Source organism: Mycobacterium sp. NGS54 (genome assembly GCF_059812465.1).
This window is the reverse complement of the sequence record NZ_JCALCS010000004.1, coordinates 72932-96226: the sequence shown is the minus strand read 5'-3', so window position 1 is coordinate 96226 and position 23295 is coordinate 72932. Positions and strand designations below refer to the sequence as shown.

Below are 23295 nucleotides of genomic sequence, written 5' to 3'. Positions count from 1 at the left end.
GGTCATACGATCGCCGCCCCGTAGCCCCCGGACGGCGGTTGTGCCATCACGGTCGGTATCTGCCCGTACCGCGGACCCGGGGCTTGGCGTCCGGCGGCCGCGCTTGGCAGACCGCCCAGCATGCTGGGCGGCACGGCACCGAGGCCGCCGGGACCGCCGACGTTGGGCAACACCGCGCCGGCACTGGTCAGGTGTGCGGTCGGGATGACGCTGGTCCAGCTCGCCGGGATTGAAAGCGGCCCAAGTGCCGCCGCTTGGCCCATGGTGCCCGCTACGCCTGCACCAAGCGCGTCAGCGGCGCCGGCGGCCGCGCCGGCTGCCTCCGCGGCCGCTTCCCCGGCCACATCGGCTACACCCTGGGCCGCGGTGGCCGCCATCCCCTGCAGGGTCTGGGCCATTCCCAGCGCGCTGGACAGCCCGTACAGCGGGGTGACGGCCACCATCAGATAGCCGGGGAGGAGGGAGGGCAGGTTGCTCTCGAAGTTGCTCATGAAGCTCGACAGCGAGAGCCCGCCCGTCCCGGACGTCGCCCCGCCCAGCAGCGTCCCCCAGGGCGTTTCCGTCGCGGCGGCGCTCGCCGAAGCAGGCGAAGCCAGGCTCTGCAGCATCGAGGACATCGCGGACATCAAGCTGGTCAGTGAGAACTGCTGCGTCGCGGAACCAGCGGTTTGGGCTACTGCGGTTGACTGCGCTGCGACCCCGGAGGGGTCGGCGACCTCGGGCGCAGACGTGAACGGTGTCAGCTCCGCGGCCAGCGCCGAGTTGGCGGCGTATTCGTACATCGCCACGGCGTCTTGAGCCCACATTTCGCCGTATTGGGCCTCGTTGGCCGCGATGGCCGGCAAGTTCTGACCGAAGAAGTTGGTGGCGATCAGCGTCGCGAGCTGGATCCGGTTGGCGATGACCGCCTGCGGTGGCACGGTCGCGGCCCAGGCCGCGTCATAGACTTCCGCGGCAAGCCTGGCCTGACCGGCCGCCTCCGCGGACCGCGCGGCGGCCCCGGCCGTCCACGCGACGTACGGTCCGAACGCAGACGCCATGCTCAACGACGAGGGACCCAGCCACCGCCCGACGGTCAACCCGGAGATGATCGACCGATAAGCGGCCGCGGCGGAATGCAGCTCGGTGGCCAGGTCGTCCCAGGCCACCGCGGCCGCCGTCAGCGAACCCGGGCCCGGACCGGCGTACATCCTCGCGGAGTTGATCTCTGGCGGAAGGGCGCCAAAATCGATCATTTCGAAAGATCCCCGCCAGTCGGCGACGTGACGAACGACACATGCCGTTCGGGGTCCGTACGAGTCGCCCGGCGCAGCGGTTGGCGCGGCGGTCGAAGCGCAGAGTGCGCCCGCGGCCCGCGGAAAGCGCGCTGACCAGGCAAAGAAACTGTGGACCACATAGATGACGATTCTACATACTTTTAGTTCGAAGTGCACCATAATCGCGAACCGAAAGTATTTGTGAGTTAGTTAACGCGACCCGCTGCGTTGAATGCTTCTGGACGACCCGTGACTGCTAACCTCAAAGACGGCCCATATGCCGCCCGAGACACGCCGGTGAGTGCTGGCCCTGGAAACCGAGGTGTGTGCCCTACTCGAGGAAGGCATCGAGAACGTGGAAGCGATCGATCCGGGCCGCCGCGCAGGGTCCGGAATGATCACCCGCCTTGCTCACGCAGCAGCGCGGTCGACCCGCGCTGGACACCTGAGTCCTCGGTTCCGATGACAGCCCATTCGACCGACGGACGCGCGGACGCGACGCGGCGTCAGATTTTGCGGGCCGCGTCGCATCAGTTCGCCCGACGGGCCTACCACGACGTCGGCCTGGACGACATCCTCGCGGAAGCGGAGCTGACGAAGGGGGCGATGTATTTTCACTTCCGTTCCAAGCACGCGCTGGCCGTGGCGATCATCGAGAGGCAGACGGCCTCGGGAAACGTCGCGGTGGAAGAACTGCTCACTCGCGGACTTTCCGGCTTGGAGACCCTTATCGACTTCTCGTACCTGATCGCCGTCGGGGATATCAAGACGGACGGGGTCAGGGCGGGGCTGAATCTGCTCGAGTCGGTCGGCCGGTCGGAAGGGCTGCAGAAGAAGCTTTTGGAGGAATGGGCGAAGGCGCTGGCGGGAGTCGTCGAGCAGGCCATCGCCGAGGGCGACATCGACGGGCAGTGCGACCCGCAGGACGTGGGGCGCCTGATCGTCTCGCTGCACATGGGGCTGCGGCAAACCAGCAATCTGGAGGAACCGGAGCAGTTCCTGAACCACCTCGAGAAGTGCTGGCTCCTCATGTTGACCGGAATCTTGCAGGCGGGCCGCATCGATTACTTCCGCCAATTCCTCAGGCGCCGTGCCGCACTCGCGATCACCTCCGCCTCGACGGGCGCGGATTCTGATTAGCACCATGTGCAGGTCGCACGATCGGGACCGCGTGTGGGCGGCTGTTACGCTTACCCCTCCGGCCGGACGGTTGGTGAAGGGGTCGAGACCCGCGCCCAGGGACATCGACGGAACTCCGGGGGTGTAGAGGGATGGCGCGCCAGGTTCGATCGGAAGCCACCCGGCGAAAGATCCTCGATGCAGCGATAGATGTCTTTGGCGACGTCGGCTACGCCGCGGCCGGGTGGAACACGATCATCGAGCGGACCGGAATGACCAAGGGGGCGCTCTACCACCACTTCGATTCGAAGGAATCGCTGGCGTCGGCCATCATCGAAGAGGGTTCGGAGACAATACTTGTCGCCTTCCGCAACGTGTGCGGGTCGTCGTCGCCGGCGCTCGAGAACATGATTCACGGCACCTTCACGATCGCCAACATGCTCAGCACCGACAAGACGGCCCGCGCCGCCGAGCAGTTGACGGCCGCCTTGACCGGATTCAACGAGGCGGCGATGCGCTTCTGCGCCAACATGGTTGAGCTGATGGCGGCTCAGGCCCAGCGGGCGGCCGCCGAAGGCGACGTGCGGCAAGATCTCGACCCGGTCGTGGTCAGTGAGTCGATCGTCGGCGCGATGTTCGGAACGCGCTTGCTGTACAACGCGATTGCGGCCAAGGGCTTGGCGGGGCGCGATGCGAGCGCGGCGGTCGAGGGCGGTCTCGCCCCCCACACGAATCAATTCTGGGAACTTTTGCTGCCGGGCGTCGTCACGGAGGCGTCGCTGCCTTACTTCCGTGAATTTCTTTCGCGCGAGGCGCTGAGACATGGACCGCCGGCCGGATCGTCCCCCGGCGACGCGGTCGCCGTCCCGCAGGTGGGCTAGGCGTTGGCGACTGTGGTACTTCGGGAATCCACCGTAATGATCCGGGCGGGGGCGCCGGCCACCACCGCGTCGTCGGGCACCGGCTTGGTCACGACGGTGCCGGCCATTATGGAGGCGCGATCGCCCACGTGGACATCACCGAGCACCATAGCCATGGGATAAATCCAGACGTCGTCACCGATTACGGGGACTTGTCCTCGGTTTTCCCCGATGGACACCCCGTGATGAATATTGCAGTTGGCACCTATGCGCGCCTTGTGGTGGATCCACAGCCCGCCCGGATGTGCCAGGCGAAGGCCGGGACCACACACGTTCCGCGGGACGTAGAGTCCGAGCCGCTCGCCGAGGAGCTTCGTCCGCAGTCTCAACCAGAATGCGATGGCATGACCCAAAGGCGTGTGGGCGGTGTTGGTCCAGTACTCAGATTTTCGCAGCATCCGCTGGAAGTAGGCGGGCCGTTCCAAGAGCTGGTAGCGGAACTTCCAGCGCTCTAGGCCGTGGGCCTTCAAGTCGGCCGCCAGATACATTCTCAGGTCCTCCCGAGTCCTGATCATTGCGGTAACGATACTCCAGGTACTTAGAATGCGGTAGAACCATACGTATAGTTCACAGGGGTCTTTAAGGCATTTTGCTTCATCGGCCGCGATGCCCTGGCGCGCCGTATGGCGTGAAGGCCGCTCAATCAGGACGGCACCGCTCTGTGAGTGCCGTCGCAACTGCCGACGGCTCGCACGTAGACACCACAAGTGCGCTAACTCATAGTCTGATATAGCTTTCGATCCATACTTTATGCATGTACTCTCTCGTTCGTGCCTACCATTAGTCTGCCTAGCGCGAAGGGTCCGGAGGACCGGTCCGGCGGGAGCGCTGACAAGCGGTTCTTCGCGGCGTGCGCTGGCGCAGGGCTCCGCCAGGCACCGAACGAAGTGCCGACGGGCAAGGCGGATCCCAGACTGATCAACAAGGTGATCAACAGCATCACCCCCATCAAGAACCGCGACCAGGCGGACGCGCTGATCGCAAAGTGCCTCGCTTCGGAATCGCCGCAGATTATTTCTTTTCTCAACGCACATGGCCTCAACGTGTGCTACCGAAACAATGAATTCGCCGACGCGGTGCTGCGGTCCGACGTCGTCTTTCGCGACGGCATAGGCATGCAGCTGCTCGTTAAAGCGTTGAAAGGCGACCCGGGCCTGAACATGAACGGGACCGACCTGATACCGCAATTTCTCGACAAAGCACGAGGGGAGACGGTTGGCATCCTTGGGACCCGGGAGCCTTACCTGTCCAAGGCGGCTGAAGAACTCAAGCAAGCGGGTCACAATGTCGTTTTTTGCGCAGACGGGTTCAAGGATGCGGCGTCATACCTATCGGTCGTCGAGCAGTACAGACCGCGGGTTGTCGTACTAGCAATGGGCATGCCCAAACAGGAACTCGTTTCCTTGTACCTGAAGGAGAATGCGAGTTATAACCCGATACTTATTAACGGGGGCGCCGTCGTTGATTTCATCGCCGGCAAAGTTAAAAGGGCGCCGCAATGGATGCGTCAACTTCACCTAGAGTGGGTCTTTCGCTTAGTGAACGAGCCGAGGCGATTGGCTAAAAGGTACGTGATAGGGAACCTTTTGTTCATTATGCGCATACAAGACATACGCAAGACCTATATGCCTGCGCAGGTTGGAAAGGCTCTGGCGATTTGATTGCCTCATGCGTTTTCGCGAACAAAGACGGTAGTCGGCTAGTCAGGTGCTGCCACAAGAGCACAAGTATCGGAACACGTCATTATCGGAAGGTCTCGCATTGACTGAAACCGAGGAGTACGCCCGGGCGTACTTCCAAGAACAGGACGCGTCGAACAAAGAGTTTTGGCGGCGGTTCGGCGCGCCGATGGATTGGGCCGGCAAGCGTGTTCTCGAGGTCGGTTGTGGCCACGGCGCCATGTCGGTTGAGTTCGCTCAACATGGGGCCGAGGTGGTGGGCGTCGATCTCGACGAGGGCCGTATCGCATTCGCCAACCGCAACTTGGCGCAGCGGTTTCCTCATTTGCTTGACCGCGTGACGTTTCAAGCGGTGGAAGCGACTTCGCTTCCGGTGGACCAGCCGTTCGACGTGATCGTTTCCAAAGACACCTTCGAGCACGTCGCCGACGTCGCGTCGCTGCTGAAAGCGCTCGGCGAGCGGTTGATCCGGCCGCATGGCGTGATCTATGCCGGCTTCAGTCCGCTTTACTACAGCCCTTTTGGCGACCACGGTCGCACCGGGCTGAAAGTGCCCTGGGCGCACGCCGTTTTGCCGAGGCGTGTGGTGCTTGCTGCCGCGGCGCGCCACAACGGCCATCCCGTGGGCTCGCTACTGGATATCGGTCTCAATGGCAATACTCCTGACAAGTTCAGGGCCGCGTTCAATGACAGCGGCCTTCGGCTTATTGATGTCTCCTACAACCGCGGTGATAAGCGGCTCCTGCCCCTGCTCGAGAAGATCCGCAAGCGCTTGCGTCGACTCGACCGATTCACCACGGTGAGTATCTACGCTGTCTTCGGCGCCTCCCCGTTCGAGCCTAACCGTGGGGGCAGTGACTCCATTTCTCAATGTTTACCAGAGACAACAGGCGGACGGTGATTGGGTCGACATGGCAAAATCGAGACAGATGACACCGGGTTTCGGCAAATACCGCGCGGTGGGCCACAGGTTCGTTGATGGATGGCTAGAACGCGAGGTTTTAGACATCGTTCAGGTTCTCGACTCGGTGCAGCGCCAAAACGGCATTTCAGGCGGTGTAGCCGAGATCGGTGTTCACCACGGAAAGTTCTTCATCGGATTGCAATTGCTTCTCTGCGAAGGAGAGCGTTCGCTTGCCATTGATGTGTTCGGTGACCAGCATTTGAACGTCGACGGATCCGGGCAAGGCGATCGCGGTAAGTTTCTTGAAAATGCCAACCGATGGGGTTCGACCCACGGGCTGATCGTTCACCAAGCCGATTCCACGACGTTGGATAGCGCGACCGTCCGAGGGCTCATCGGTTCGTCGGTTCGACTGTTTAGTGTTGATGGCGGACATACTGAGGAAATCGTATTTTCCGACATGAACTTGGCCGAGGCGAGTTTGACGCGTGGCGGCGTTGTCATAGCGGACGATGTCTTCAACGAGAGGTGGCCGGGCGTGTCGGTGGGTACGCTGCGCTACCTGAAAGAGAGCGCAGGGCTGGCGCCTTTCGCGATCGGATTTAATAAAGTGTTTTTTACTCAGCCCGATAACGTAGAGATTTTCCTGCGTGCCATCGAACGTAAATGTGACAGCATGGTGCGCATCGGCCTAGAGCATTCGACTTATGACGGCCACAAGGTGGCGCTGCTGTTCCGGACGCCTCCGACCCCGCGTCAGTTACTTCGGAAGAACCGCGCGGCCAGGGCGGTCTATCGTCGCCTGACGAAATAGGGCACGCGGCGACCGCGGTGCACTCGAAATCTACAGGGGCAGTTGGAAATTCGAGAGGCCGAAGCGTGGCTCAGTGCTCGTCTTCCCACAATTGCTCGGTCAGATCCTGGAAGGCCGCAAGCACGAACTGATCGTCGGCTCGCAGCAGCGCGGACTTGCTCATCAGCGCGCGCACCATCGAGCCGTCCTTATGCGCCAATTTGACCACCATGTTCGCCAGGGCATGAACCACCGACAGCAAGGATTCCGACTCCGGAGCACCGTGGAATATGTCTTGGAACCGCAGCGACAAGACTTCGTCGGGCTCGAATCCCAGCATTTCGGCGAACGCGGTGTTGGTGAACAAGATGCCGCCGTCATTCCCGATCGCGAGCACCGGCACCGGAATCCGCTCCAGGACGACCAGCGCGGGCAACTGCTGCAACGTAGTCAGCGGCTCGCTCGATTGCGGGTTCCGTCGTCGCTCTTGCTCCACAGGCCGATTATGTCCTATGACTACCGGTCGTTCGGACGATATTCCCCAGGGTGTCACGATCCCGGCCCAACGGCACCGCGGCGAGCTCAGTCTTCCGGCGAAGGCGGGGGCTGGTAGCGGGGGAACACCCCCGTCGGCGGCGGCAGCGCCGTCCCCGGGACCAGCCGCGTGCCGATGGCGGTGAAATCCCGCTGGTCCGGGCCCTGGCCGAGCAGGTCCAGCAGCTTGCCGGCCGACTCGGGCATGACGGGCTGGACTAGCAGCGCCGCGATGCGAACCGCCTCGCAGGTGACGTAGAGGACGGTGCGGAACCGGGCCTGATCCGCCTCGGACTCGCTCTTGCGCAGCACCCACGGCTCCTGCGCCGAAAAGTATTTGTTCGCGTCCCCGAGCATCAGCCAGGTCGCCTCGAGGGCCAGGTGCATCGCCTGCCCGTCGAAACTGGCGCGCACGCGCTCGAGCAAGCCGTCCGCCGTCGCCAGCAGCTCGGTGTCCGCCGCGGTGAACTCACCCGGCTCGGGCACCACCCCGTCCAGGTTCTTGGCCACCATCGACAGCGAGCGCTGGGCGAGGTTGCCGAGCTCGTTGGCCAGGTCGGCGTTGATCCGGGTGATGATCCCCTCCTCGCTGAAGCTGCCGTCCTGTCCGAACGGCACCTCGCGCAGCAGGAAGTAGCGCACCTGGTCGAGTCCGAACGTGTCGACCAACGCCACCGGGTCGACGATGTTGCCGACGGACTTGCTCATCTTCTCGCCGCGGTTGAGCAGAAACCCGTGCGCGAAAACCCTGCGGGGCAACTCGATTCCCGCCGACATCAAGAACGCCGGCCAGTAGACGGTGTGGAACCTGATGATGTCCTTGCCGATCATGTGCAGATCGGCGGGCCAGTAGTGGCGGAACAACTCCGAGCCGGTATCCGGGAAACCCACGCCGGTCAGGTAGTTGGTCAGCGCGTCGACCCAGACGTACATGACGTGGTCGGGGTGATCGGGGACCTTCACCCCCCAGTCGAACGAGGTCCGCGAGATCGACAGGTCGCGCAGCCCGCCGGAGACGAAGCTGACCACCTCGTTGCGCCGCACCTCGGGGGCGATGAAGTCGGGGTTCGCCTCGTAGTGAGCCAGCAGCTTGTCGGCGTACGCCGACAGCCGGAAGAAGTAGGTCCGCTCCTCGGTCCAGGTCACCGGGGTCCCGGTCTCGACGGCGATCCTGGTCCCGTCCACGACTTCGGTCTCCGATTCGACGAAGAACCGCTCGTCGCGCACCGAATACCAGCCCTCGTAGGTGTCCAGGTAGATGTCGCCCGCGGCGGCCATCCGCCGCCAGATCTCCTTGGAGGCCTCGTGGTGGTCGGCGTCGGTGGTCCGGATGAACCGGTCGAAGGAGATGTTCAGCCTCTCCTGCAGGCGCTGGAACACATCCGAGTTGCGCCGGGCCAGTTCGGCCGTGGGCAGCCCCTCGGCGGCGGCGGCCTGGGCCACCTTGAGCCCGTGCTCGTCGGTTCCGGTCAGGAAGCGCACGTCGTACCCGTCCAGCCGCCTGAACCGCGCGATGGCGTCGGTGGCGATGTACTCGTACGCGTGCCCCAGATGCGGCGCGGCGTTGGGGTACGTGATCGCGGTGGTGACGTAGTAGGGCCTCATCGAGACTCACCCTATTGTGTGGCGGTGAGCTCCAATCGCTCCGGTAAACGAGAAGCGCCGCCCGCGCCCGAGCCGCTGGCACCCCTGATCGACGCCCACACCCACCTCGACGCGTGCGGCGCCGACGACGCCGAGGGCGTGCGGGCCATCCTTGACCGCGCCGCGGCGGTCGGGGTCGGCGCGGTGGTCACCATCGCCGACGACCTCGACTCGGCGCGCTGGGTGACGCGCGCGGCCGAATGGGACCCGCGCGTCTACGCCGCCGTGGCGTTGCACCCGACGCGCGCGAACGCGCTGGACGACGCGGCCCGCGCGGAGATCGAGCGGCTCGCCGCCCACCCGCGGGTGGTCGCGGTGGGGGAGACCGGGATGGACCTGTACTGGCCGGGCCGCCTGGACGGCTGCGCCGAGCCGTCCGCGCAGCGGGAGGCCTTCGCGTGGCACATCGACCTGGCCAAGCGGTGCGGGAAACCGCTGATGATCCACAACCGCGAGGCCGACGCCGAGGTGCTCGACGTGCTGGCGGCCGAGGGCGCGCCCGACGCCGTGATCTTTCACTGCTTTTCGTCGGACAGTGCGATGGCCCGCCGCTGCGTTGACGCCGGGTGGTTGCTGAGCCTGGCTGGGACGGTCAGCTTCCGCAACGCGCACGCCCTGCGCGAGGCCGTCGCGCTGATCCCGCCGGAGCAACTTCTCGTGGAAACCGACGCACCCTTTCTGACCCCGCACCCCTATCGGGGCGCAGCGAACGAGCCGTATTGCCTTCCTTATACTGTGCGGGCGATCGCTGAACTGCTGGATCGTCGCCCCGAGGATGTGGCGCAGGTCACGACCAGCAATGCCCGGCGGGTCTACGGACTGGCTCCGGAGTAGCTGCGGGGGACCGGTGAATTCGTTAACACCGACCCGTTGGAGTTGCCCAACATTGGCCGGTTCGTTACCGTCTTGTGATCGAACACGGGGCCTTGTGGCCCCGCTGTCGTTTTAGTCATTTTCTTGCTGAGTGGTTTCGTGACTGGTTGCTGAGGTCGGGGTAACACGCGTTGACTGTATTGACAAAACTTCATCACAATTCATCACCGATGTTGCGGCTCGTCGTCGCGGGCCTGCTGCTGGTTCTGGCATTCGCCGGCGGGTTGGCGGTTTCGGCGTCCAAGACGGTGACGTTGACCGTTGACGGAATCGCGATGCGGGTGTCGACGATGAAGTCGCGGGTGATCGACATCGTCCAGGAGAACGGCTTCCGGGTCGACGAGCGCGACGACCTTTACCCGGCCGCCGACGTCGAGGTTCGCGACGCCGCCAACATCGTGTTGCGGCGCAGCCGGCCGCTGCAGATCTCGTTGGACGGCCGCGACTCCAAGCAGGTGTGGACGACCGCTTCGACGGTGGACGAGGCGCTGGCCCAACTCGCGATGACCGACACCGCCCCGGCCGCCGCCTCCCGCGGCAGCCGCGTGCCGCTGGCCGGCATGGCGCTGCCCGTCGTGAGCGCCAAGACGGTCCAGATCAACGACGGTGGCGCGGTGCGCACCGTCCACCTCGCGGCGGCCAACGTCGCGGGCCTCTTGAACGCCGCCGGCGAACCGCTGCTGGAGAGCGATCAGGTGGCACCCGGCGCGGCGTCCCCCATCGTCGACGGCATGCAGATCCAGGTGACCCGCAACCGGATCCAGCGGGTCACCGAGCGGGTACCGCTGCAGCCGCCCGCCCGCCGGATCGAGGACCCGGAGATGAACGTCAGCCGCCAGGTCGTCGAGGACGCGGGCAGCCCGGGCACGCAGGACGTGACGTTTGCGGTGGCCACGGTCAACGGCGTCGAGACCGGCAGGCTGCCCGTCGCCAACTCGGTGATCACCCCCGCGCGTGAGGCCGTGGTGCGTGTGGGCACCAAGCCCGGCACCGACGTGCCCCCGGTCAGCAACGGGTCCGTCTGGGACGCCATCGCGGGCTGCGAGGCCGGCGGCAACTGGGCGATCAACACCGGCAACGGGTACTACGGCGGTGTGCAGTTCGACCAGGGAACCTGGGAGCGCAACGGCGGGCTGCGCTTCGCCGCCCGCGCCGACCTCGCCACCCGCGAGGAGCAGATCGCCATCGCCGAGGTGACCCGGCAGCGCCAGGGCTGGGGCGCCTGGCCCGTGTGCAGCGGAAGAGCTGGTGCAAGCTGACCATCCGGCTACTCGGGCGCACCGAGATCAGGCGGCTGGCCAAAGAACTGGAATTTCGGCCACGGAAGGCTCTGGGGCAGAACTTCGTCCACGACGCCAACACCGTGCGACGGGTGGTCGCGACCTCCGGCGTCGGCCGATCCGACCACGTCCTGGAGGTCGGACCCGGGCTCGGTTCGCTCACGCTGGCGCTGCTTGACCGCGGCGCCACCGTCACCGCCGTCGAAATCGACCCGGTGTTGGCCGGCCGGCTGCCGCAGACCGTCGCGGAACATTCGCACAGCGAAATACAGCGTCTGTCGGTCCTGAACCGCGACGTGCTGACCCTGCGCCGCGACGAGGTTCCCGGGGAGCCCCCGACTGCCGTCGTCGCCAACCTGCCCTACAACGTCGCGGTTCCGGCGCTGCTGCACCTGCTCGCCGAATTCCCGTCCATCCGCGTCGTCACCGTGATGGTGCAGGCCGAGGTCGCCGAGCGTCTCGCCGCCGAGCCGGGCGGCAAGGACTACGGCGTGCCCAGCGTGAAAGTCCGATTCTTCGGGCGGGTGCGCCGCTGCGGCATGGTGTCGCCGACCGTCTTCTGGCCGATCCCCCGGGTCTATTCGGGGCTGGTTCGCATCGACCGGCACGCGACCTCGCCGTGGCCGACCGACGACGTCTTCCGGCGGCGGGTGTTCGAACTCGTGGACATCGCTTTCGCCCAGCGGCGCAAGACATCCCGCAACGCGTTCGCCGAGTGGGCCGGCTCGGGCAACGAGTCGGCGAATCGGCTGCTGGCCGCCAGCATCGATCCGGCCCGCCGCGGCGAGACGCTGTCCGTCGATGACTTCGTGCGGCTGTTAAGGCGATCGAGCGACGCGGGAGACACCGCCGCCACGCTGCCGAGCGTTTCGGGGCACGCCTCGGCGAGCTGACCGCGATAGTCTGCTGCGGTGGTCGACAATGTCTGACGGCAACACCGCCGCGCAGTGGGTGCCCACCGGATCGGTCACCGTACGGGTGCCCGGAAAGGTCAACCTCTACCTGGCGGTGGGGGACCGCCGCAAGGACGGCTACCACGAACTGACCACGGTGTTCCAGGCCGTCTCGTTGCTCGATGAGGTGACGGTTCGCAACGCCGACGTGCTGTCGCTCGAGCTCGTCGGGGAGGGTGCCGACAAGCTGCCCACCGACGAGCGCAACCTCGCCTGGCAGGCGGCCGAGCTGATGGCCGACCACGTCGGCCGGGCGCCGGACGTCTCGATCATGATCGACAAATCCATTCCGGTGGCCGGCGGCATGGCGGGCGGCAGCGCCGACGCCGCGGCGGTGCTGGTCGCGATCAACTCGCTGTGGGAACTCAACGTGCCGCGCCGCGACCTGCGCATGCTGGCCGCGCAGCTCGGCAGCGACGTGCCCTTCGCGTTGCACGGCGGCACCGCTCTGGGAACCGGTCGCGGCGAGGAGCTGGCCACCGTGCTGTCGCGCAACAGCTTCCACTGGGTGCTGGCCTTCGCCGACGGTGAGCTGCTCACCCCGAAGGTTTTCAAAGAGCTCGACCGGCTGCGCAAGGCCGGGGATCCACCGCGACTCGCCGAGCCGGGCCCGGTGCTGGCGGCGCTGGCCGCGGGCGACCCCGAGCAGCTGGCGCCGCTGCTGGGCAACGAGTTGCAAGCCGCGGCGGTGAGCATGAATCCCGCACTGCGAAAGGCGCTGCGCGCCGGCGTGGAGGCCGGCGCCCTGGCCGGCATCGTGTCCGGGTCCGGCCCGACCTGCGCTTTCCTGTGCACATCGGCGGCCTCGGCGGTAGATGTCGGGACCCAGCTGTCCGGAGCGGGTGTCTGTCGCACCGTTCGGGTCGCCACCGGCCCGGTGCCCGGCGCCCGCGTTGTGCCGACCCCCACTGAAGTGTGAATTCGCGCTCAAGTCGCGTCACAGTTTGGCAGTTACTTAAGAGGAGCTTAAGATAGCTCCCGGTGACGAGCAGCGGTAAGCAAGACCACTCGATTCCTTGGCCCACCGGAATTGCCGGTGGGCTCGTTGGCTCATCACCTGTTCGAGACCTAACCGCTGCGCAACTGTGCTCGCGTGGCTGCTTCAAAGTGGCGCCCAGCAGGCGGAACATGAGATTCCGGGCCTTGGGGCAACTGCCGGAACCGAGGAGGTTTTTGTGAGCAGGTTTACCGACAAGATGTTCCGCAATGCCCGCACCGCGACGACGGGCATGGTCACCGGTGAACCCCACGAACCCGTCCGGCACACCTGGGGCGAGGTCCACGAGCGCGCGCGTTGCATCGCGGGCGGCCTGGCCGCCGCGGGCATCGGCCTGGGCGACGCGGTCGGCGTGCTCGCCGGTTACCCGGTGGAGATCGCCCCGACGGCGCAGGGGCTGTGGATGCGCGGCGCCAGCCTGACCATGCTGCACCAGCCCACCCCGCGCACCGACTTGGCGGTGTGGGCCGAGGACACCATGACCGTCATCGGCATGATCGAGGCCAAGGCCGTCATCGTGTCCGAGCCCTTCCTGGTGGCCATCCCGGTGCTCGAGGAGAAGGGCCTCAAGGTTCTCACCGTCGCCGACCTGCTGGCATCGGAGCCGATCGACCCGGTCGAGGTCGGCGAGGACGACCTGGCGCTCATGCAATTGACGAGCGGCTCGACGGGATCACCCAAGGCCGTGCAGATCACGCACCGCAACATTCACTCGAATGCCGAGGCCATGTTCATCGGCGCCCAGTACGACGTCGACAAGGACGTCATGGTCAGCTGGCTGCCCTGCTTCCACGACATGGGCATGGTCGGCTTCCTGACCATCCCGATGTACTTCGGCGCGGAGCTGGTCAAGGTCACGCCGATGGACTTCCTGCGCGACACGCTGCTGTGGGCCAAGCTGATCGACAAGTACAAGGGCACCATGACCGCGGCGCCCAACTTCGCTTACGCGCTGCTCGCGAAGCGGTTGCGCCGCAACGCCAAGCCCGGGGACTTCGACCTGTCGACCCTGCGCTTCGCGCTGTCCGGCGCCGAGCCCGTCGAACCGGCCGACGTCGAGGACCTGCTCGACGCGGGCAAGCCGTTCGGCCTGCGGCCCTCGGCGATCCTGCCGGCCTACGGCATGGCCGAGACCACCCTGGCCGTGTCGTTCTCCGAGTGCAACGCCGGGCTCGTGGTCGACGAGGTCGACGCCGACCTGCTGGCCGCCCTGCGCCGCGCCGTCCCGGCCACCAAGGGCAACACCCGCAGGCTGGCCACGCTGGGCCCGCTGCTGAAGGACCTCGAGGCCCGCATCATCGACGAGAACGGCAACGCGATGCCCGCGCGCGGCGTCGGCGTCATCGAGCTGCGCGGCGAGTCGCTGACGCCCGGCTACCTCACCATGGGTGGCTTCATCCCGGCCCAGGACGAGCACGGCTGGTACGACACGGGCGACCTCGGCTACCTCACCGAGGAGGGCCACGTCGTGGTGTGCGGCCGCGTCAAGGACGTCATCATCATGGCGGGCCGCAACATCTACCCGACCGACATCGAGCGGGCCGCCGGCCGCGTCGAGGGGGTCCGGCCCGGCTGCGCCGTCGCGGTGCGCCTCGACGCCGGTCACTCGCGCGAGACGTTCGCCGTCGCGGTCGAGTCCAACGCCTGGCAGGACCCGGCCGAGGTGCGCCGCATCGAGCACCAGGTCGCCCACGAAGTGGTGGCCGAGGTCGACGTGCGGCCGCGCAACGTCGTGGTGCTGGGCCCCGGCACCATCCCGAAGACGCCGTCGGGCAAGCTGCGGCGCTCCACGTCGGTCAGCCTGGTCAGCTAGGTTTCGTTCGGCCTTACGCCGCCGAAGGTGGGGGCTACGTACGCCAACGCGCCGAAATTCGTCCATAGCACCCACGTTCGACGTCAGGTCAGTGGCGCAAGCCCCGACCGGACCAAGTCCAGACAGGTGGCGGAGATCGCCGCCAAGTCATCGACACAACCGTTGCGCCCCCACGTCTCCACCCCGATGACCATGGCCGCGGCCAGCGTGGAGCCCGCGACGTTGGCGACCAGCTCGATGTTCTCCACGTCGGGGTAGCGGTGCCTGACGAAGTCGGTGATGACCTCGGCGAACGACGACTGGACCACTCGCAGGTGGCCGGCGATCTGTTCCCCGGTGATCAGTTCGGCCCGGGCGAGCGCCGCCTGCCGGACCAGCTCCATGTCGTGCGGGTAGCTGGCCATGCTGGCCAGCACCGCCTCGAACACCGACTCCGAGCGCGGGCGCGTCGCGAGCGCGTCGGCCAGCCACTCGACCTGCGTGTCGTAGTCCTGGAACAGCACGGCTTCCTTGGTGGGAAAGTGCCGGAAAAACGTGCGCTCCGTGACGCCGGCTTCCTGCGCGAGCTGCTGCACTGTGACGTTCCCGAAACCCTCGCTGGCGAACCGCTTCAGGGCGACCTGCCGCAGCGCCTCATGGGTTCGGCTGTGGCGCAGCTTGTGCAGATTCGTCCGCTCGCTCATACCTGGCATCCCATCACGTCGGGTTGATCTTGTCAGGGCCGACACCTTCCAATTGAGTCAGTACTGACATATATTAGGTTCCGCCCGCCACGGCTGTGCGGCCGGCTCGCCTCGAAGGCTTTTCGGAGAAGGAGAATCAGCGATGACGGATTATGACGCGATCGTGGTCGGCGCCGGCCATAACGGGTTGACCGCGGCGGCGGTCCTGCAGCGCGGCGGCCTGCGTACCCTGTGCCTGGAGGCCAACACCTACAGCGGCGGAATGGCGGCCACGGTGGAGCTGATCGACGGATTCCGTTACGAGATAGCGGGTTCGGTGCAGTTTCCCACCGCACCGGCGATCACCAAGGAGCTGGGACTCGACACCCTGCCCACCGTCGACGCCGAAGTCCAGTCGGTCAACCTCGGCGACAACGGCGAAGAACCCATGATCTTCTACCGCGACCCGATGCAGCTGATGACCCACCTCGCCGAGAAGCTCGGCACGGAAGCCGTCACGGGAATGGCCGAGATGATCGGCTGGAGCCAGGGGCCGGCGAAAGCGCTCGGCCGCTTCGAGGTGCGTACGCCGCCCAAGACGCTCGATGAGATGTACGCCTGCGCCGCAAACGAAGCCGAACGCAGAGCCATCCACGAAGTGCTGTTCGGCTCGGCGATGGATGCCATCGACCGCTTCCTGCCCGACAAGGACAAGCACGCAGTGCTGCGCGGCATGCTCGCCTTCCTGGCCATCAACTCCACTTACCGCGGGCCCTACACCCCGGGCAGCGCAACATGTTTGGCGTTCGCGCTCGCCGTCCCGAACGAAGGCGCGGCGATGATGACCAAGCTCGCGGGCGGGATCGGGGCGCTCGGCCAGCACCTGCACGATTTGTTCGTCTCCCACGGGGGCGAGATCCGGTACCGCGCCAAGGTCGAGAAGATCCTCGTCGAGAACGATCGCGTGACCGGCGTGCGACTGAAGGACGGCTCCGAGATCACCGCGCCGATCGTCGTGTCAAACGTGTCGCCCGACCTGACGATGATGGATCTGGTCGGCGCCGAGCACCTGCCCGCCGACCTGGTCAGCCGCCTCAGCGGCCGCGACCACCGCGCGCCCTTCGTCCAGATCCACTTCGCCCTCGACGGCCTGCCGGAATTCGCCCCGCCGTACGACTTCCTCAACGAACCCGGCATGCAATCGTCCATCGGCATCTTCGGCTCACCCGAAGAACAGCAACGCCAATGGGAGGAGTGCAAGCGGGGCATCATTCCCGACAACCCGTCGATGGGCATGCAGATCCCGTCGGTGCACGATCCCAGCATGGCGCCCCCGGGGAAGCACGCGGCGAGCGCGTTCGCCTACGCGTTCCCTGTCGAAACCCCCCGCGAACTCCACGGCCAGCTCAAGAACGTGATGGCGGAGAAGGTCATCGACAAGATCACCCGCCTCGCACCCAACTTCCGCGACATCCAGATTCGGCACATCACGTTTGCCCCGTACCACATGCAGACGATGTTCGCGGCTCCCGCCGGCGACTTCTGCCACGGCATGCTGCATCCGGACCTGATGGGGCCCAACCGACCCGGGCCCAAGGGCTTCCTCGACATGCCGATTCCGATCGAGGGGCTGTACCTGGGCGGCGCGGGATGCCATGGCGGCCCGGGCATTACGTTCACCCCCGGCTACAACGCCGGGCACCAGGCGCTCGAGGACATCTCGCGATGACCTACGTGATCGCCGAACCCTGCGTCGATCTCAAAGACAAGGCCTGCATCGAGGAATGCCCGGTCGACTGCATCTACGAGGGCGCCCGGATGCTCTACATCCAGCCCGACGAGTGTGTCGACTGCGGCGCCTGCGAACCGGTCTGCCCGGTCGAGGCCATCTACTACGAGGACGACCTGCCAGACGAGTGGAGCGCCTACACGCAGCTCAACGCCGACTTCTTCGAGCGGCTGGGCTCGCCCGGCGGCGCGGCCAAAGTCGGTGTCTGCGAGCATGATCCGCCGGCGGTCAAAGAGCTCGAGCCCGCTGGAGGGCAGGGCCAGTGACGCGAACCCTCGACGGTGCGGTGGCCCTTGTCACCGGCGCCAGCCAGGGCATCGGCCAAGGCATCGCGATCGAGCTCGGCGCGCAGGGCGCCACCGTCTGGCTCACCGCCCGCAACGCCGCCGGTCTCGAGCACACCGCCGATCAGATTCGCGAGCTCGGCGGCGCCGCGGTGGCGCGGCCCTGCGACCACGCCGACGACGACCAGGTGGTTGCCGTGTTCGACGAGTTGCGGCGCGAGGCGGGCCGGCTCGACATGGTAGTCAACGTCGCCTCGCCGGACTTCACATCCATGGTGGCGCAGCCGTTTTGGACGCTGCCGTTCCAGGCGATCACCGATAGCCTTGACGTCGGGCCCCGCGCGAACTTCGTGACCTCGGCGCTCGCCGCGCCGATAATGATCGAGCAACGCGGAGGGTTGATTGTGAACATCTCCTCCCACGGCTGCGAGGACTACCTCCTCTCCACGCCCTATGGGGCGGCTAAGGCGGCCATCGAGAAGATCACCCACGACACCGCGCTCGAACTGCGCGAGCACGACGTCGCCGTGATCGGGCTGTGGCCCGGGCTGGTGCTGACCGAGCGCATCGCGGCCTTCGCGACCGAGGGTCCGTCGGGTTCGCGGCTGCTGTTCGGGCTCGACCTCGACATCTGCGAGTCCCCGCGGTTCCCGGGGCGCGCCGTCGTCGCGCTGTTCACCGATCCCGACCGGATGGCCCGCACCGGCCGCTCGTTCTTCGCCTCCCGGCTGGCCCGCGAGTACGGCTTCACCGACGTCGACGGGCACCTGCCACCCGAGGTGCGGCTGCTGGTCGACTACCTGGGTGACGGCAACGTGCCGGCCTACTGGCAGATGGTGGAGCGTTTCGGCCGCGGATTCGCCGAACCTGCACCGGCAGAACCGGTCTGACGGCTCGGCAGGCGCGCGCGGACAAAATTAGTCAGTACTGACGTCTTCCAATTACGTCAGCACTGACATATTCTGGCCACACGCCCGGGGTGTTCAGGGAGCCGCCCCGGAGTGCTGCGGACAAGGAGCTCGAGCCATGACTGAGCCAAGGAGGTTGGCGCGCAACGTCTCCGGTCGAATGACCAGTCCAATCTGATGTCGGAGCTCGTCGTTCGTCCGCTGATGGGCCTGGTGACCTTCGCCGCGATCGCAGGCGTCGTCGCCCTCACCGCCTTCTCGTTCCGCGGGGATTTCGACGACAGCGTGCCGGTCACGGTGCTGGCGCCGCGCGCCGGGTTGGTGATGAATCCGGACGCGAAGGTGAAATTGCGCGAGGTGCCGGTCGGAACGGTTTCCTCGATAGAGGAGCGCCCGGACGGCCAAGCGGCGCTTCACCTGGCGATCGATCCGTCGAAGTTGCGCCTGATTCCGGCCAACGTGCTGGTCGACATCGCCTCGACGACGGTGTTCGGCGCCAAGTTCGTACAGCTGATTCCACCCGCCGACCCCTCGCGGGAGAAGCTGCACGCCGGCCAGATCCTCGACGCCAAAAGCGTTACGGTCGAGATCAATACGGTATTCGAAGAACTCACGTCGGTGCTGTCGAAGATCGAGCCGGAGAAGCTCAACGAGACGTTGGGGGCGCTCGCCTCGGCGGTCAACGGCCGCGGTCACCAGATCGGCCAGATGCTCAACGATCTGGATTCGTTTTTGGCCAAGCTGGATCCTGGCCTGACCAATCTGACCCACGACATCGCCGCGTCGCGAAAGGCGGTCGGCGCCTACGCGGATGGGGCGCATGACCTCGTCGAGGTCGTCGACAACACGACGCGGATCGGTCAGACGATCGTCGACGAGCAGGCCAACCTCGATGCCTTTCTGATCAGCTCGATCGGCCTGGCGGACGTCGGGAACGACGTCGTGGGCGGCAACCGCAGCGCGCTGACCGATGTCGCTCACCTGTTGGCGCCGACCACCGACATCGCCAACGAGTACCACGATGCGCTGAATTGCGCGCTGGCCGGTCTGGTGCCAATTTCGAGGAACCCGCCGCCCGGGGACCCGGGCGTCGTGGTCTCGGTCAGCTTCACGCTCGGGATCGAACGCTATCGCTACCCGGGTCACCTGCCCAAGGTCGCGGCCACGGGCGGTCCGCATTGCGCGGATCAGCACCTGCCGACGGTGCCCTACGAAACCGCTCCGCCGTTCCTCGTCACCGACGTGGGCGCGAATCCGACGCAGTACGGAAACCAGGGCATCCTGCTCAACTCCGACGGGCTGAAGCAATTGCTGTACGGACCGATTGACGGGCCACCGCGCAACTCCGCCCAGGTCGGACAGCCAGGGTGAGCGGCTCGACGGGCACAACGGTGCTCAAGTTCGGGGTCTTCGCCGTCGTGATGACGACGCTGACCGCGTTTCTCTTCTTCATCTTCGGCCAGTACCGCACCAGCGCGACCAACGGCTATTCCGCGATCTTCACCGACGTGTCGCGCCTCAAGCCCGGCGACTCGGTGCGCGCGGCCGGCATCCGGGTCGGCACGGTGAACAGCGTCGAACTTCGCACGGACACCACCGTCTTGGTGAAGTTCGACGCCGACCGGGAGGTCGCGCTGACGACCGGCACTAAGGCGGCGGTTCGCTACCTCAACCTGGTCGGGGATCGCTATCTCGAACTGGTCGACGGCCCGGGATCGACCCGGCGATTGCCGGCCGGGGCGCAGATCCCGATCGATCGCACGGCTCCCGCGCTCGACCTCGATCTGCTCCTGGGCGGCCTGAAACCCGTTATCCAGGGCCTCAACCCGCAAGACGTGAACGCGCTGACGTCGTCACTGGTTCGCGTGTTTCAGGGCGAGGGCGACACCCTGGACTCCGTCTTCTCCAAGACCTCGTCGTTCTCGAATGCTATGGCCGACAACAACCGAACGGTTCAGCAACTGATCGACAACATGCACGCGGTTCTTGGGACGCTCGTCAAGGACGGGGACAAGTTTTCCAGCGCCATAGACCGGCTCGAGCGCTTGACCACCGGCCTTTCCCAGGACCGGGACCCGATCGGGGCCGCGATCGAATCGCTGGACAGCGGAACGGCGTCCATCGCCGACCTCCTGAGGAAGGCGCGGCCGCCGCTGGCCGGCACCGTGGAGCAGCTCGGCCGCCTGGCGCCACTGCTCGACGAGGGCAAAGACCAGCTCGACGTGGCGCTGCAGAAGGCGCCGGGGAATTACCGCAAGCTGGTCCGCCTCGGCGCGTACGGCAGCTTCATCCAGTTCTACATCTGCGGGATGACCGTCAGGGTCACCGACCTGCAGGGGCGGACCGCGGTGTTCCCATGGCTGCGCCAGACCGGCGGGAGGTGCGCGGAACCCGATGCGTAAATACCGCGGCGCTCACCTGATTCGGGCCGGGTTCATCGGAATCGTGCTCGTGATGCTCGTCATCGCAGTCGGCCTGCAACCGCAGCAACTGTTGTCGATGGCGACCGACGTCCGCTACCGGGCGTTGTTCACCGAATCGGGCGGGCTCGAGGTCGGCGACGACGTGACGGCGTCCGGCATCAAGGTCGGCGCGGTGTCGGGGATCACGCTGAGCGACGGGGATGCGTTGGTCACGTTCAGGGTCGACGGGAAGATCCGGCTCGGCTCGTACAGCACCGCGCACATCCGGACGGGCTCGCTACTGGGCCGGCGCGTGCTCACCCTCGACTCGGCGGGCGCCGGCACGCTGCGCCCGTCCGACGTCATCCCGGTCTCGCGCACCTCGGCGCCGTATTCCCTGACGGAATCGGTCAGCCGCCTCACCACCGACCTGGCGGGAACCGACACCGCATCGCTGAACCAATCGCTCGACACCCTGTCGGCGACGATCGACCGCGTCGCACCGCAATTGGGGCCGATGTTCGATGGCCTGACCCGGCTGTCGCAGTCGCTGAACGGGCGCAACCAGACGCTCGGCGAGGTGCTGAAGGACACCGGCACCCTCACCGGCATCCTGTCCGAACGCAGCCAGCAGGTGAACCGGTTGATCCTCAACACCAACGACCTGCTGGACGTGCTGGCGCGGCGGCGCCAGGCGATCGTCGACTTGCTGGCCAACGTGTCGGCCATGGCCAAGCAGCTGTCCGGGCTGGTGCACGACAACGAAAAGACCCTGGCGCCGATGCTGCGGAAGCTCAACGGGGTGACCGCCATCCTGGAGAAGAACCGCGACAACATCGCCAAAGCCCTTCCGGGCCTGGCTAAGTACGAGGTCACCCAGGGTGAGGCGGTGTCCAGCGGGTTCTACTATCAATCGTTCACCCCGAATGTGATGCCGCCACAGTTCATCCAGCCGTTCCTGGACTACTACTTCGGCTTTCGCAGGGGAAACATCCCCGGGCAGCCGCCGGACAACGCCGGCCCGCGCGCCGAATTCCCATTCCCGCGCAACGGGATCCCGGAGGTGCCGCACTGATGTCGCGCAACAAGCTGGCGGTGGGCGTGGCCGTGGTGCTGGCCGTGCTCGGCGTGGGCGGCGCGGCTTTCGTTGTCTACCAGGCATTCTGGCGTCCGAAGACGATCACCGCCTATTTCACCACCGCGACCGCGATCTACCCCGGCGACCAGGTGCGGGTGTCCGGGGTCAAGGTCGGCAAGATCACGTCGATCCGCCCGGAGGGCGACCTGGTCCGGGTCACCCTTCATGTCGATCGCGACGTGCGCGTCCCCGCCGACGCCAAGGCGGTGATCGTCGCCCAGAACCTGGTGTCCGCGCGCTACGTCCAGCTGGCGCCCGCGTACCACGGCGGCGGGCCGACGATGCGCGACGGCGCGGTGATTCCCGTCGGGCGCACCGCGGTACCGGTCGAGTGGGACGAAGTGAAAGCCCAACTGACGCGCCTCGCAACAGATTTGGGACCAAGCAGTCAAGTCTCGACGCCGTCGGTCGCCCGGTTCATCGACAGCGCCGCCAACGCGTTGAGCGGCAACGGCGAAAAACTGCGCCAGACGCTGGCGGAGCTGTCCGGGGTGGGCAGGATCCTGGCCAACGGTAGCGGCAACATCGTCGACATCATCAACAACCTGCAGGTGTTCGTGACGGCCCTGCGCGACAGCAACGAGCAGGTCGTCTCGTTCGAGAATCGGCTTGCCACGCTCACCAGCGTGCTCGACGACGGCAGGTCCGACCTGGACGCCGCCCTGACCGATCTGTCCAGCGTGGTCGGCGAGGTGCAACGCTTCGTCTCCGGTAGCCGCGACCAGCTTTCCGAGCAGGTCCAGCGGTTGGCCGACGTCACGAAGAACCTCGTCGACCACCGCACCGACCTCGAGAACCTCTTACACGTGGCGCCGAACGCGTTCGCCAACTTCTACAACGCGTACAACCCCGACACCGGCGACACCATCGGATCCATCGTGATCAACAACTTCTCGAACCCGCTGCAATTCATCTGCTCCCAGATCGGGGCGCTGGAAAACGCCACCGCACCGGAGACGGGAAAGCTGTGCGCCCAATACCTCGGCCCCGCGCTGCGATCGATGAGCTTCAACTACCTGCCGATCCCGACCAGCATGTTCCTGATGAAGTCGGCCAACCCCGACAACGTCATCTATTCAGAACCACGCCTGGCGCCCGGTGGCGAGGGACCGAAACCCACGCTGCCGTTGCTGCCGCCCGCGGTCTCCGCTTACGGCGGGCTGCCCGGTGACACCCCGGCGGCGCCGCCGCCACCGCCGCCACCGCCGCGCATACCCGGACTGGCGCAACCCGAACCGCCACCGACCACGGCCACCGGCACCGAGCAGCAGGACGTGCCGGCACGCGAACCGGCGAACGTGCAGGACATGCTGCTCCCGGCGGGAGGGGTGCAGCCGTGAGCCGATC

Annotated in this window: 22 protein-coding genes; 17 read left to right on the top strand and 5 right to left on the bottom strand. The window is 66.1% G+C overall.

Translation table 11 applies throughout. The features are described 5' to 3' along the window. Positions 1-2 precede the first annotated feature (2 nt). Positions 3-1235: a PPE family protein gene (locus AC5Y5E_RS12855; RefSeq protein WP_499903387.1), complete on the bottom strand. Its 1233-nt coding sequence runs from the start codon at positions 1233-1235 to the stop codon at positions 3-5. A gap of 483 nt (positions 1236-1718) precedes the next feature. On the opposite strand from AC5Y5E_RS12855, the gene AC5Y5E_RS12850 reads away from it, so the two are divergent. After that, positions 1719-2396 (top strand): TetR family transcriptional regulator, encoded by a 678-nt coding sequence (locus AC5Y5E_RS12850; protein ID WP_499903386.1) that lies wholly within the window; start codon positions 1719-1721, stop codon positions 2394-2396. Positions 2397-2527: 131 nt separating this feature from the next. Then, entirely contained in the window at positions 2528-3256 is a 729-nt protein-coding gene (locus tag AC5Y5E_RS12845) for a TetR family transcriptional regulator (RefSeq protein ID WP_499903385.1), read from the top strand. On the opposite strand, the gene AC5Y5E_RS12840 is transcribed toward AC5Y5E_RS12845, so the two are convergent. Further along, the gene (locus AC5Y5E_RS12840; protein WP_499903384.1) at positions 3253-3783 is read right to left on the bottom strand and encodes a serine acetyltransferase; all 531 of its coding nucleotides are present in this window, start codon (positions 3781-3783) and stop codon (positions 3253-3255) included. The genes AC5Y5E_RS12845 and AC5Y5E_RS12840 overlap by 4 nt on opposite strands. Positions 3784-4065: 282 nt before the next feature. On the opposite strand from AC5Y5E_RS12840, the gene AC5Y5E_RS12835 reads away from it, so the two are divergent. From AC5Y5E_RS12835 to AC5Y5E_RS12825, 3 genes are all read left to right on the top strand, one after another. Further along, the gene (locus AC5Y5E_RS12835) at positions 4066-4956 is read left to right on the top strand and encodes a WecB/TagA/CpsF family glycosyltransferase (RefSeq protein WP_499903383.1); all 891 of its coding nucleotides are present in this window, start codon (positions 4066-4068) and stop codon (positions 4954-4956) included. 100 nt (positions 4957-5056) lie between these two features. Beyond that, entirely contained in the window at positions 5057-5875 is an 819-nt protein-coding gene (locus AC5Y5E_RS12830) for a class I SAM-dependent methyltransferase (RefSeq protein WP_499903382.1), read from the top strand. After that, positions 5829-6692, top strand: a complete 864-nt coding sequence (locus tag AC5Y5E_RS12825) for a class I SAM-dependent methyltransferase (RefSeq protein ID WP_499903381.1) — start codon at positions 5829-5831, stop codon at positions 6690-6692. Before AC5Y5E_RS12830 ends, AC5Y5E_RS12825 begins: the two co-directional genes overlap by 47 nt. 70 nt (positions 6693-6762) lie before the next feature. On the opposite strand, the gene AC5Y5E_RS12820 is transcribed toward AC5Y5E_RS12825, so the two are convergent. Next, the gene (locus AC5Y5E_RS12820) at positions 6763-7125 is read right to left on the bottom strand and encodes a PAS domain S-box protein (protein ID WP_499903907.1); all 363 of its coding nucleotides are present in this window, start codon (positions 7123-7125) and stop codon (positions 6763-6765) included. 128 nt (positions 7126-7253) lie between these two features. Continuing rightward, positions 7254-8810: a methionine--tRNA ligase gene (gene metG, locus AC5Y5E_RS12815; protein WP_499903380.1), complete on the bottom strand. Its 1557-nt coding sequence runs from the start codon at positions 8808-8810 to the stop codon at positions 7254-7256. Between the two features lie 18 nt (positions 8811-8828). Between metG and AC5Y5E_RS12810 the strand changes: the two genes are divergently transcribed. The 5 genes from AC5Y5E_RS12810 to AC5Y5E_RS12790 all read left to right on the top strand — a co-directional run bounded on the left by AC5Y5E_RS12810 (position 8829) and on the right by AC5Y5E_RS12790 (position 14765). After that, complete coding sequence (locus AC5Y5E_RS12810) at positions 8829-9683, top strand: TatD family hydrolase (RefSeq protein ID WP_499903379.1); 855 nt, start codon at positions 8829-8831, stop codon at positions 9681-9683. A gap of 170 nt (positions 9684-9853) precedes the next feature. Further along, positions 9854-10981 carry a resuscitation-promoting factor gene (locus AC5Y5E_RS12805; protein WP_499903378.1) on the top strand — a complete coding sequence of 376 codons (1128 nt, stop codon included), beginning with the start codon at positions 9854-9856 and terminating at the stop codon, positions 10979-10981. Further along, on the top strand, positions 10945-11895 hold the full coding sequence (gene rsmA / locus AC5Y5E_RS12800) for a 16S rRNA (adenine(1518)-N(6)/adenine(1519)-N(6))-dimethyltransferase RsmA (RefSeq protein ID WP_499903906.1): 951 nt from the start codon (positions 10945-10947) through the stop codon (positions 11893-11895). The genes AC5Y5E_RS12805 and rsmA overlap by 37 nt, the downstream gene beginning before the upstream one ends. 28 nt (positions 11896-11923) lie before the next feature. Continuing rightward, complete coding sequence (locus AC5Y5E_RS12795) at positions 11924-12874, top strand: 4-(cytidine 5'-diphospho)-2-C-methyl-D-erythritol kinase (protein WP_499903377.1); 951 nt, start codon at positions 11924-11926, stop codon at positions 12872-12874. Between the two features lie 256 nt (positions 12875-13130). Then, positions 13131-14765, top strand: a complete 1635-nt coding sequence (locus tag AC5Y5E_RS12790; RefSeq protein ID WP_499903376.1) for a fatty acyl-AMP ligase — start codon at positions 13131-13133, stop codon at positions 14763-14765. Positions 14766-14848: 83 nt separating this feature from the next. Here the strand turns inward: AC5Y5E_RS12790 and AC5Y5E_RS12785 are convergent, their stop codons facing one another. Then, positions 14849-15448, bottom strand: a complete 600-nt coding sequence (locus AC5Y5E_RS12785) for a TetR/AcrR family transcriptional regulator (RefSeq protein ID WP_499903375.1) — start codon at positions 15446-15448, stop codon at positions 14849-14851. A gap of 142 nt (positions 15449-15590) precedes the next feature. On the opposite strand from AC5Y5E_RS12785, the gene AC5Y5E_RS12780 reads away from it, so the two are divergent. The 7 genes from AC5Y5E_RS12780 to AC5Y5E_RS12750 all read left to right on the top strand — a co-directional run bounded on the left by AC5Y5E_RS12780 (position 15591) and on the right by AC5Y5E_RS12750 (position 23288). Then, positions 15591-17156, top strand: coding sequence for a phytoene desaturase family protein (locus AC5Y5E_RS12780; RefSeq protein WP_499903374.1), 1566 nt, complete (start codon positions 15591-15593; stop codon positions 17154-17156). Beyond that, positions 17153-17482: a ferredoxin gene (fdxA, locus tag AC5Y5E_RS12775; protein ID WP_499903373.1), complete on the top strand. Its 330-nt coding sequence runs from the start codon at positions 17153-17155 to the stop codon at positions 17480-17482. Before AC5Y5E_RS12780 ends, fdxA begins: the two co-directional genes overlap by 4 nt. Next, on the top strand, positions 17479-18390 hold the full coding sequence (locus AC5Y5E_RS12770) for an SDR family NAD(P)-dependent oxidoreductase (protein WP_499903372.1): 912 nt from the start codon (positions 17479-17481) through the stop codon (positions 18388-18390). Before fdxA ends, AC5Y5E_RS12770 begins: the two co-directional genes overlap by 4 nt. A gap of 195 nt (positions 18391-18585) precedes the next feature. Next, entirely contained in the window at positions 18586-19779 is a 1194-nt protein-coding gene (locus AC5Y5E_RS12765) for an MCE family protein (protein WP_499903371.1), read from the top strand. Further along, entirely contained in the window at positions 19776-20810 is a 1035-nt protein-coding gene (locus AC5Y5E_RS12760; RefSeq protein ID WP_499903370.1) for an MCE family protein, read from the top strand. The genes AC5Y5E_RS12765 and AC5Y5E_RS12760 overlap by 4 nt, the downstream gene beginning before the upstream one ends. Continuing rightward, entirely contained in the window at positions 20803-21885 is a 1083-nt protein-coding gene (locus AC5Y5E_RS12755; RefSeq protein WP_499903369.1) for an MCE family protein, read from the top strand. The genes AC5Y5E_RS12760 and AC5Y5E_RS12755 overlap by 8 nt, the downstream gene beginning before the upstream one ends. Continuing rightward, positions 21885-23288, top strand: a complete 1404-nt coding sequence (locus tag AC5Y5E_RS12750; RefSeq protein ID WP_499903368.1) for an MCE family protein — start codon at positions 21885-21887, stop codon at positions 23286-23288. The genes AC5Y5E_RS12755 and AC5Y5E_RS12750 overlap by 1 nt, the downstream gene beginning before the upstream one ends. Positions 23289-23295: the final 7 nt, after the last annotated feature.